Genomic DNA, 12,114 nt, shown 5'->3' with positions numbered 1-12,114 from the left:
AGTTATTGAGCACTACATAAAAAAATAGCCAGCATTTGCTGGCTATTTTTTTAACTAAGACATGCTATTTATTGAGCTTTTTAGCATATAGGCTCTTACGGTCACTGTCTGACATAAAGGCCATTTCAACACCATTACGTTGTAATGTTGCCAATTGAACATCGCTAAAACCCATTTCGTTTTTCACTACTCGATATTCATGGGCGATATCAATCGCACTTACACCTGGATCATCAGTATTTAAGCCAATTAATACACCAGCATCCATAAATTTACGCAGAGGATGCACTGTATAATCTTTAACTGTTGAGGTGTGTAAATTACTGGTTGGGCATGACTCAATACCAATTCGATGTTGAGCAAGGTATTCCATTAACTTAGGATCATGAATAGCATTAACACCATGACCTATTCGCGTTGCACCTAATACGTTGATGGCTTGCCACATGCTTTCGGCACCAGCAGCTTCACCGGCATGAGCGGTGACTTGTAGCCCAGCATCTCGAACACGTTTAAAATGTTCGGAAAACAAATCGCCAGGAAACCCAAGTTCATCACCAGCTAAGTCCATCGCGACGATACAGTCACGATGAGCCAAAATACCTTCAAGTTCTAAACGACATTTTTCTTGCCCAAATGATCGCGACATAATACCAATAAGATTAATCTTAATATCATACTCTTTCACTCCAGCACGGACACCGTCAATAACAGCTTCAACAACACCTTCAATGGGTAAATTATGATTCATCGCCATATAATAAGGACTAAAGCGTAATTCAGCGTAATCTAATCCTTGTGCTGCAGCATCGATAACATTTTCATAAGCTACACGCTTCACTGCGTCAAGATCGGCTAATACAGCAACCATCCAATCCAGTTTCTTTAAAAAATCCACTAGGCTATTTTCTTTACCTTGGATCTGCACAAATGGTGCAAGCTCTTCTAAAGAATTAGCAGGTAATTTAATGCCATGTTGATGGCCTAATTCCCAAATAGTTTTTACATTAACATTACCGTCTAAATGCCGATGTAAATCAACCAGCGGAATAGTTGGATCTATCATAATTAACCCCTATAAACTTACCCTGCCATTTGTATGGTTTTGTTGGTCAGAGAATAAATGTCAGTTTAACATGTATTTAAATAAATTTTGATGACCTATATTTTTATGGGATCTAACACACTAAAAACACATGCTAATTTGTGATGTGTTTTTTGTACTTAAATCGGGCATACTCTAATGCTGACAAAACAGATAAAGTTATAAAGGACTATCGATGCGCTTGCTGATCCTACCTACACTGATAATGTTAAGTTTACCTGCTTGTAATAGTCATATAAGTACAACTCAGATTGATAGGCCAATCACACGTCAACAAACGCAAATAGACAGTAATTTACAAGCTATTATAGACCAAAGCTGGGCTGTCAATTTAGCTTACTCACCAGAGCTAGCGGCCAGTTTAGGCGATACCTCAGCGGCAGGGAAACTTGATGATTTATCAGTTGAAACTTTAGCGCAAAAAAATAAACAGACTCTTGCTATCCTTAATAAGCTCAAACGGCTTGACCGAAAGTACTTGTCAAAATCTGATGTCATCAATGCCAAAATACTGCAAGATCAGCTGCAAAATAAAGTTGATATGTATCGTTTTCATGATCACTATTTACCTATAACGGCAGAAAGTGGTTTTCATGCCTACATAGCTGCTATTGCCAAAGGCCGTTTTAATAGTGTTGAAGATTATCAACAATATTTAGCTAAGCTAGAGCAATTACCACGTTATTTTTCCCAACAAACTTATTGGCTCAAACAAGGTTTAGCCAGTGGGATAACGCCAGCAAAAATCACTTTAAGAGGTTTTGAAGACAGTATTAGTGCTTTTATTGTCCCGATAGAAGACAGCGGCTACTTTACTCCATTTACCCACTATCCAGATTATTTTACTGCAGCAGAAAAAAAAGCATTAACCCAACAAGGTCGATCTACAATAGAGCAAACCGTATTACCTCTGTATCTACAGTTTTATGATTTCATGACTCAAGAATACATCCCAAACGCACGTATCCAGATTGCAGCATCATCTTTACCCAATGGCTCTGAGTTTTATCAAAACAGAGTGGAATATTACACCACACTGTCAATGACAGCTGAAGAAGTCCATCAACTAGGTTTACAAGAAGTTGCTCGTATAAAAACTGAGATGGAACAAGTTATTAAAGAAGTTAATTTTAAAGGTAGTTTTGCCGATTTTTTAAGTTTTTTACGCACTGACCCGCAGTTCTATCCCAAAACAGCCGATGAATTACTAAAAGAAGCAGCATTTATTGCAAAAAAAGCCGATGCAATCTTGCCTAAGTATTTCGGAAAATTACCACGAACACCTTATGGCATTGCGCCTGTTCCAGCAGAAATAGCACCTAAATATACTACTGGACGCTATTCAGGTTCAAACCGCGACGATGAACCCGGCTATTATTGGGTTAATACCTATGCTTTGGACAAACGACCGCTCTACGAACTTGAAGCACTGACCTTGCATGAAGCCGTTCCTGGGCATCATTTACAAATATCACTTAATAAAGAACTTATAAACTTACCCAATTTTCGACGTTACAGTTATATATCTGCATTTGGTGAAGGTTGGGGTTTATATTCTGAATATTTAGGTTTGGAAGCTGGATTTTATAAAGACCCATATAGTAACTTTGGTCGATTAACTTATGAAATGTGGCGTGCGGCACGCTTAGTCGTCGACACTGGAATGCATGCTAAAGGTTGGAGTCGCCAACAAGCAATCGACTTTATGGCCAATAATACGGCACTTTCAATGCACAACGTCACAACTGAAATAGACCGTTATATTTCATGGCCAGGCCAAGCGCTATCATACAAAATTGGTGAATTAACCATAAAACGCTTACGCGCTAAAGCAGAAACGTCGCTTGGAAAAGATTTCGATATAAGACAATTCCATGATGCTATTTTAGAAAATGGATCAATTCCGATGTCAGTACTAGAGCAAATGGTTGATGAGTTTATTATTCTTCAGCAAAAAATGATAAAAGACGAGAGTAACGTATAGTAGTTCGATTCATACTTAAGCATAAATAATTTTAAGATTTTAACTATTTGGCATACAAGAATGCATTTCATGAAATTTTCATCAGAATTAAAGCTTGAGACTATTGAACAGCAATGTTTTTGGCAACAAGTACAGCAATCGAGTTTTTGTGCCTATGACGGTATCAATATTGCCTATGCGATGATCCAACATCCAAATAATCAACGCGCCATAGTGATTAGTAATGGCAGGGTAGAATCCTATATCAAGTATCAAGAATTGATGTTTGATTTATACCAACAAGGATTTAGTGTTTACGCTTTAGATCACCGAGGTCAGGGCTTATCCGACAGGCTAACGCATAACCCACATCAGGGTTATGTTGATAAGTTTACTGATTACACTGCAGATTTTACTCAATTTATTAATCAAATAGTATTTCAACAGCAACATGATGAGTTATGTCTAATTGCCCACTCTATGGGCTGTGCCATCGCCAGTGATTATCTTAATCAATACCCTCACACATTTACTGCTGCGGTTTTTTCTGCCCCAATGTTTGGTATAAAACTGCCTATCGCACAATCAGTGATACGTTGGTTAGCTCAAAAATTAGATCATAATCGTCTTGAAGCAGGTAAAATTCACAGCAGGTTTGTGTTAGGTGGAACGCAATATAAACCAGATAGCTTTAGGAGCAATCGGCTCACTCACAGTCAACAGCGTTACCTACATTATCGAGACTTATTCGACAGAACACCTGCGGTGCAATTAGGATCTCCGACCAATCATTGGTTACTTGAAGCAATGTCTGCTGCTGAGAAAAGTATCAACTATGCTAAATACAGTGAAACGCCGATACTCATCTTACAAGCTGAAAAAGACAGTATCGTTTCTAATGAGGCACAAAACCAAGCATTGAGTATCAATTGCCATAAAGTGGTCATTGAAGGAGCATCTCACGAAGTGTTTATCGAAAGTGATACGATGCGTAATCTAGCACTGTCTTACACCATTGATTTTATCGCACAACACTCAACGATAACTGCGTTTTAATTAATTGTATAATATCGTCTTGATTTAATGGTCGGCTAATAATATAACCTTGGAACCAAGTACACTTAGCATGAGTCAGTAAATTGAGCTGTTGTTTATTTTCAACTTGTTTCGCGACGACAGGAAAATTTAAGTTAGTAGCAAACTCAACAACGGCCGTCGCAATATTAAAGATTTCCGGATTAAACTCAATATCTTCCAGATAGACAGCGGCTAACTTCACCTGCGAAAAGCCAACACCTTGTAATAGATGTACGGCACAAGACCCACCACCAAAATTATCCATCGCGATATTGACCCCATATCGTTGTAATTCAGCAATTTTGCTTGTTGCTACCTTAGCGTTCACAACAAATACATCTTCAGCTAATTCAAATTGAAATAATTTAGGTGATATTTGTGCTTTATTAATTCGATTAATAATTACATTTGCATAATGTTCTTGGTGAAAATGGCGCGAAGATACATTTAATGACATCAGTGGGACTATTTCATTTTGTTGCTGAAGTTGTTTAATCAAATCACAAACCTGATCCAGTGCCCAAAGTTCTAATTCAAAAATACAGTCAGACAGTTCCGCGGCTGCAATAAACTTGCGAGGACTAATATACCCATGTTGCGGATGATACCAACGCATTAATACTTCTACGCTGTTTAGTTGTCCAGCCTGATCAACAACGGGTTGATACATCAATGACATCTGGCGGTTATCAATAGCTAGTTTTAACTCATTTTGTAACTTAAATGGTTGAATTTGATCCTTATCTAATTCGGCTTGGTAAATGGCGCAACCATTAGATCGGCTATCTTTAGCTTGCTCTAAAGCACTATCAACACGAGCTAACAATATTTGAGGTTCTAATGACTCTATGCCATCAAAAATCACTAGGCCAATTCTCGCTGATATTGACAAGTGTTGATCTGAAATAGTAAAACTACGACCAATTAATTGCCTCACTTCACTCGCCAATGCTAACGCTCGTTTATTGGCTTGATCAATATCATGACCAAAGTTCTTTGCTAAGATTACAAATTCATCTGCACCCAACCTAGCGACAAGACCGGCACTCGAGAATGTCCCAGAAAGTCTGGCAGCGATTTGCATTAGCAGCCGATCACCTAATTGACGACCCAAGGCATCATTAATTAACTTCAAGTTATCTAAATTAATCATTAACAGTGCTGAAAACTGGCCTGTCTTACGACTAAATACTTGTAAGTCATATAGCTCATCAGCAAGGACTTCGCGGTTAATTAAATCTGTAAGCCCGTTATTATTTTGTTTTTCATTTGTTATATGTTGATTTTTAACATCGCCAGAAACGTCTGTTATTGTCCCAATAATCCGTAATGGTTGACCAGACTCATCCCACTCAACTATTTTGCCACGATCTAAGATCCAAATATAACGCCCATCTTTATGCCGCAAACGGTGAACGCTTTCATAATATTCATGTTGATTATTAATGTAATTTTGTAAAGTATTTAAAACTTGCGCCTTATCATCACGATGTAAACGTGATTCCCACACAGAATAATCATTATCGAGCTCATAGGGTTTATAGCCTAATATGTCTTTCCAGCGGTCAGAAACAAACACATCTCCAGTAGCAATACACCAATCCCAAATACCATTACGAGCACCTTCAACAGCAAAAAGCCACCGTTGTTCAGCATCATTTAGACGTTTTTTGCTTCGACATAAACGCCCGTTTACCTGATTAAGATAATCACGTAGGTTAATCAATTCGGTGGAAGAGCATATAATATCGGTATTAAAATCTGGTGAGTCTATATTTTTTGCAGCTAAGCTTAATTGTGTTATTGGCCTAATAAGCAAGTAATGCAACATGACACAAAATAGCGACAATAATAAAGCACCAATCCCCCATACTTCCATGAAACGCTTTAAGAGACTGTCAACGGCTTCAGCTAAGGTATTTGCAATGTCATACTCTAAATAAATAAGCTCAACTGAGTTAGAGTAACTATAATTTGAATTTGAGTTTGAATTTAGTGGATAATAAACTTGGATGGATAAACGGTCGAAGTTTACTTTTAGATAGAGTTTATTACTGGTAATGACACTTCTATGCAAACTGGCAGAATAGCCTTCCAACACATTCGTCGCATTACTTTCGCGCCAAATAATATGATTCGCGAAGCGAATTTTACTTTCGGCATCAAGTATGACGTACACCATCATATTTTGGTCTGTTGAAACTAAAGCTACTTCCTGTTCAAGTCGTTCATAATCTTGAGTTAACATCGATGATTCAACTACATGACGCATTCTGAACAAGTCTTTCTGGATTTGTTCTGACTGTCTGGATGCAAGTTGTTCATTGATTTCTGCATGCTCATAGACATACTCCCCACATACCAAACCAAGGTAAAGGATAAAGATAGATACAGGTACGAGAATAGACAAAGAGAGTGTTGGCAAACGAGGCAAAATAAACCCACCAAATTAAATATACAAAGATATGCTAACTGTAATCTTATCAATAAGTAAAGGAATAGTTATGAAAGCTAATAGCATAAAGAACATCAAAATATAGTATTTATGAATAGCGATAAAATAATCTAAGCATTTCAAAATGTGATAAGACTACTTTACCTTGTTTAGCTTAGGAGTGTAATTTTATTTACATATACTATATGGCTGATTCAAGCGTTGATCGCTATATTTACGTGATATAAATAGCACTAATAATTGTCCAATTTCACTTATCCCATACGCATGAAAGATAATTGTAGATGATTTCTCTTAAACATAATCAGACAATTAACCATATTTGGCAATTTTTAAAATGCTGCAATTCATCGATTGACTAAAACACTTCCTCTTAAATATTACTTATTTATTGAGAGTAATGAAGTAATGGAGTAATGGTCAATAATTATATTTTGTTGATCTATCAAAGCGATTTCTAATGATAGCCCCCCCACAATTGTACTTAATAATTAACAGACATTGATAGTGTAAATAGTATGACTGGAATGATTATTTATAACTGATTTGTTGCGTCATTTGTTACCATTTTTATGTGTATTAGGTAACAAAGGTAATTGGTATTATTAACTAATTCAAATTTTGATAACCAAACACCCTCGCATGATTGCAGAAACTTTCAGTGAACGGCGCATATCAGATAAATATAAAACCTTGATGTACAAGGCAGACCACTATAATTTATACCATTTACATTAATTAATTGGTCAGTTTTGTCCACCGTCTAGAACATAGTTGAATCACCCTTTCCGGCTCTGCAATAAATCGATTCCATGCAATGGAACACTGCTCAACAATATCGTCATATCCACTAAAGCAACGATTGGCGAGTTCATTCTGACGAAGCCATTGCCACACTTGTTCTATAGGGTTGAGTTCTGGCGAATAGGGCGGAAGCTTAAGGATACTAAGGTTATCAAAGTCCTCAGTCAGATCTTGTTGATGCCAACCTGCGCCATCCATGATGACCAAAGCATGGCGACCCGATTCGGTAGCCTCTGAAATTAATTTTAAATGCTCCCACATATATTCACTGTTGGCATGCGGGGCAAAAATAGCCTCTGTCGCGCCCGTTACCGGACACACCGCGCCATATAAATACGCTGATTCGAACTGTTGTTGCCTTAACGCTCGTGGTCGGGTTCCTTTCGTCGCCCAAATGCGGGTCGTGGTATTTTGCTGACCAAATCTGGCTTCATCTTGAAACCAAACATCAATGCGATCTAACGCTACATGACCAGGGGTGTTAAGGATCGTTGACAGCTGGAAATTTTTTAAAAGCGTCCTGAATATCTTGAGACTGTTTTGGGTGACGAGAACGGGTCGTTATCCATGACAATCCTAATTGATGCAGTAATCTGTAGATATTTGCCTGTTTAAAGGTCACGCCAAATTCAGACTGAATAAAAAAGACTGACATCTCTTGCCATCAATCTTCCGCCACTCTCAGACAAGCTTTGACGTTGTACAAATTCTTTCAGATTTACCAGTTGTTTCGCCGATAATTGAGCGGGTCTACCTGGATTATGTTTATCATCTAGGCCGCTAATGCCATGAGTTAAATAATGAGTAACCCAAGCATTTACACTGGTTCTACTGACCTTCAACATGTTGGCTATAGCAGTACGAGAATGACCTTCGGTAAAATGAAGTAAGGCGAGATAACGCATACGTTTACGTGCGCTTTTCTCAGATTTAACTAATGCTGCAAGATTGAGATTATTCATCGATACTGAAATAAGGAAATGATGACCAATTAGATCACATATTTAATGTAAATGGTATAAGCTAAGCTGTTATCTTGTTTATTGCAGATACAAAAAAGCCTCGTCTAATGACGAGGCTTCGATGTAATTGGCGGAGCGGACGGGACTCGAACCCGCGACCCCCGGCGTGACAGGCCGGTATTCTAACCAACTGAACTACCGCTCCTTTAGCAAATTGCTTACGCACGATGCTAAATACTTTTTAAGTCGCTAACGTGTCATGGCTAGGAGACTCGCTTCATATTGAAGCTACTCTTTCGAGTTATTAGGCGCCTGGAAATGACCTACTCTCACATGGGGAGACCCCACACTACCATCGGCGATACTGTGTTTCACTTCTGAGTTCGGAATGGGATCAGGTGGTGCCACAGCTCTATGGTTTCCAGACAAATTTTGCTTATCTAACGCACTATTCTTTATGCATTAAATAATAATTCGGAAAGCTGATTATGCTTTATTAAAGCTTACTTGAAGTCTCGCACTGCTTAAGCGCTCTATTCTAACACTAAGGTCAGTAAAACCCATCTGGGTTGTATGGTTAAGCCTCACGGGTCATTAGTACAAGTTAGCTCAACGCCTCACAACGCTTACACACCTTGCCTATCAACGTAGTAGTCTCCTACGGCCCTTTAGAGAGCTTAAAGCTCTAGGGATGACTCATCTTAGGACTCGCTTCCCGCTTAGATGCTTTCAGCGGTTATCGATTCCGAACGTAGCTACCGGGCAATGCTATTGGCATAACAACCCGAACACCAGCGGTTCGTCCACTCCGGTCCTCTCGTACTAGGAGCAGCTTCCTTCAATCATCCAACGCCCACGGCAGATAGGGACCGAACTGTCTCACGACGTTCTGAACCCAGCTCGCGTACCACTTTAAATGGCGAACAGCCATACCCTTGGGACCGACTTCAGCCCCAGGATGTGATGAGCCGACATCGAGGTGCCAAACACCGCCGTCGATATGAACTCTTGGGCGGTATCAGCCTGTTATCCCCGGAGTACCTTTTATCCGTTGAGCGATGGCCCTTCCATTCAGAACCACCGGATCACTATGACCTACTTTCGTACCTGCTCGACGTGTATGTCTCGCAGTTAAGCTGGCTTATGCCATTGCACTAACCGTACGATGTCCGACCGTACTTAGCCAACCTTCGTGCTCCTCCGTTACTCTTTGGGAGGAGACCGCCCCAGTCAAACTACCCACCAGGCACTGTCCCGAACCCCGATAAGGGGCCGCGGTTAGAACATCAAAACTACAAGGGTGGTATTTCAAGATTGACTCCACTCAGACTAGCGTCCAAGCTTCAAAGTCTCCCACCTATCCTACACATGTAGGTTCAATGTTCAGTGCCAAGCTATAGTAAAGGTTCACGGGGTCTTTCCGTCTAGCCGCGGGTATACGGCATCTTCACCGCAATTTCAACTTCACTGAGTCTCGGCTGGAGACAGCGTGGCCATCATTACGCCATTCGTGCAGGTCGGAACTTACCCGACAAGGAATTTCGCTACCTTAGGACCGTTATAGTTACGGCCGCCGTTTACCGGGGCTTCGATCATGAGCTTCTCCGAAGATAACCCAATCAATTAACCTTCCGGCACCGGGCAGGCGTCATACCGTATACGTCATCTTGCGATTTTGCACAGTACTGTGTTTTTGATAAACAGTTGCAGCCACCTGGTATCTGCGACTGCCGTCAGCTTAGGGAGCAAGTCCCATCACCGACAGCAGCGTACCTTCTCCCGAAGTTACGGTACCATTTTGCCTAGTTCCTTCAGCCGAGTTCTCTCAAGCGCCTTGGTATTCTCTACCCGACCACCTGTGTCGGTTTGGGGTACGATTTCTACTAACCTGAAGCTTAGAAGATTTTCCTGGAAGCATGGCATCAACTACTTCATCACCTTAGTGACTCGTCATCAGCTCTCAACCTGTACATTTAAGTACGTATTCCCGGATTTGCCTAAGAATACAGCCTACTACCTTAAACGCGGACTACCAACGCCGCGCTAGCCTAGCCTTCTCCGTCTCTCCATCGCAGTTAGCAAAAGTACAGAAATATTAATCTGTTTCCCATCGATTACGCCTTTCGGCCTCACCTTAGGGGTCGACTCACCCTGCCCCGATTAACGTTGGACAGGAACCCTTGGTCTTTCGGCGAGGGAGTTTTTCACTCCCTTTATCGTTACTCATGTCAGCATTCGCACTTCTGATACGTCCAGTGTGGGTTACCCCTTCACCTTCAACCGCTTACAGAACGCTCCTCTACCGCGCACACCTAATGGCATGCACCCGTAGCTTCGGTGGTATGTTTAGCCCCGTTAAATCTTCCGCGCAGGCCGACTCGACTAGTGAGCTATTACGCTTTCTTTAAATGATGGCTGCTTCTAAGCCAACATCCTAGCTGTCTAAGCCTTCCCACATCGTTTCCCACTTAACATACACTTTGGGACCTTAGCTGACGGTCTGGGTTGTTTCCCTTTTGACAACGGACGTTAGCACCCGCTGTCTGTCTCCCGAGTAGTACTCATTGGTATTCGGAGTTTGCAAAGGGTTGGTAAGTCGGGATGACCCCCTAGCCTTAACAGTGCTCTACCCCCAATGGTATTCGCTCGAGGCGCTACCTAAATAGCTTTCGAGGAGAACCAGATATCTCCGAGTTTGATTGGCCTTTCACCCCCAGCCACAAGTCATCCGCTCATTTTTCAACATAAGTCGGTTCGGTCCTCCAGTTGATGTTACTCAACCTTCAACCTGCCCATGGCTAGATCACTCGGTTTCGGGTCTACGCCTTGCAACTAAACGCGCAGTTAACACTCGGTTTCCCTACGGCTCCGCTATTCGCTTAACCTCGCTACAAAACGTAAGTCGCTGACCCATTATACAAAAGGTACGCAGTCACGGTCTCAAGAACCGCTCCCACTGCTTGTACGTACACGGTTTCAGGTTCTATTTCACTCCCCTCACAGGGGTTCTTTTCGCCTTTCCCTCACGGTACTGGTTCACTATCGGTCAGTCAGGAGTATTTAGCCTTGGAGGATGGTCCCCCCATATTCAAACAGGATGTCACGTGTCCCGCCTTACTCGTTTTCATCTATGGTTAGTTTTCATGTACGGGGCTATCACCCTGTGCCGCTGTGCTTTCCAACACATTCCACTAACACCCCATAGACTTAAGGGCTAATCCCCGTTCGCTCGCCGCTACTAGGGGAATCTCGGTTGATTTCTTTTCCTCCGGGTACTTAGATGTTTCAGTTCCCCGGGTTTGCCTCACTACACTATGTATTCATGTAGTGATAACAGCTTATGCTGCTGGGTTTCCCCATTCGGATATCGTTAGCTCAAATGCTTATTACTAGCTCGCCAACGCTTTTCGCAAGTTATTACGTCCTTCATCGCCTCTGACTGCCAAGGCATCCACCGTATACGCTTAGTCACTTAACCATACAACCCAAATGAGTTTCACTTTCGTGAACCACCTGCGTTATATCGCAACTAGCTGGTTTTTACTTGTCTCACCTCCAGGGTAGGAAGTGGACTCGCCTTAGTTTTTAGAATATTCAAGACACTTAAACAGTGTTTTGAGAACTCAAGATACTGATACTTTCGCATCAGTATTATTTTTCGCACTAACGTAATCACACAAACGACAACGAATTATCATCTATGCGCCTTTAGTTAGTACTATCAGCTTTCCAAATTGTTAAAGAACAA

Annotated in this window: 4 protein-coding genes, 1 tRNA gene, 2 rRNA genes and 1 pseudogene; 2 read left to right on the top strand and 6 right to left on the bottom strand. The window is 41.1% G+C overall.

Annotated features, from left to right (window positions below; translation table 11 throughout):
- Positions 1 to 64: 64 nt before the first annotated feature.
- Positions 65 to 1,066 carry an adenosine deaminase gene (gene add, locus FH971_RS00225; protein ID WP_140232890.1) on the bottom strand — a complete coding sequence of 334 codons (1,002 nt, stop codon included), beginning with the start codon at positions 1,064 to 1,066 and terminating at the stop codon, positions 65 to 67.
- Between the two features lie 214 nt (positions 1,067 to 1,280).
- Here add and FH971_RS00220 point away from each other — a divergent pair, with 214 nt between their 5' ends.
- Positions 1,281 to 3,089 (top strand): DUF885 domain-containing protein, encoded by a 1,809-nt coding sequence (locus tag FH971_RS00220; protein WP_140232888.1) that lies wholly within the window; start codon positions 1,281 to 1,283, stop codon positions 3,087 to 3,089.
- Between the two features lie 60 nt (positions 3,090 to 3,149).
- Positions 3,150 to 4,124 (top strand): alpha/beta fold hydrolase, encoded by a 975-nt coding sequence (locus tag FH971_RS00215; protein WP_140232886.1) that lies wholly within the window; start codon positions 3,150 to 3,152, stop codon positions 4,122 to 4,124.
- Here FH971_RS00215 and FH971_RS00210 read toward each other — a convergent pair.
- The 5 genes and pseudogenes from FH971_RS00210 to FH971_RS00190 all read right to left on the bottom strand — a co-directional run bounded on the left by FH971_RS00210 (position 4,090) and on the right by FH971_RS00190 (position 11,844).
- Positions 4,090 to 6,579: a bifunctional diguanylate cyclase/phosphodiesterase gene (locus tag FH971_RS00210; protein WP_140232885.1), complete on the bottom strand. Its 2,490-nt coding sequence runs from the start codon at positions 6,577 to 6,579 to the stop codon at positions 4,090 to 4,092. The two genes, FH971_RS00215 and FH971_RS00210, sit on opposite strands and share 35 nt — an antisense overlap.
- 759 nt (positions 6,580 to 7,338) lie before the next feature.
- Positions 7,339 to 8,366, bottom strand: a pseudogene (locus FH971_RS00205) (IS630 family transposase).
- Between the two features lie 128 nt (positions 8,367 to 8,494).
- Positions 8,495 to 8,571, bottom strand: a tRNA-Asp gene (locus FH971_RS00200).
- Between the two features lie 105 nt (positions 8,572 to 8,676).
- Positions 8,677 to 8,792, bottom strand: a 5S ribosomal RNA gene (gene rrf / locus FH971_RS00195).
- A gap of 147 nt (positions 8,793 to 8,939) precedes the next feature.
- A 23S ribosomal RNA gene (locus FH971_RS00190) occupies positions 8,940 to 11,844 on the bottom strand.
- Between the last annotated feature and the right edge of the window lie 270 nt (positions 11,845 to 12,114).

Source organism: Shewanella polaris (genome assembly GCF_006385555.1).
Classification (GTDB): Bacteria; Pseudomonadota; Gammaproteobacteria; order Enterobacterales; family Shewanellaceae; genus Shewanella; species Shewanella polaris.
This window is presented reverse-complemented; position numbering and strand designations above follow the sequence as displayed.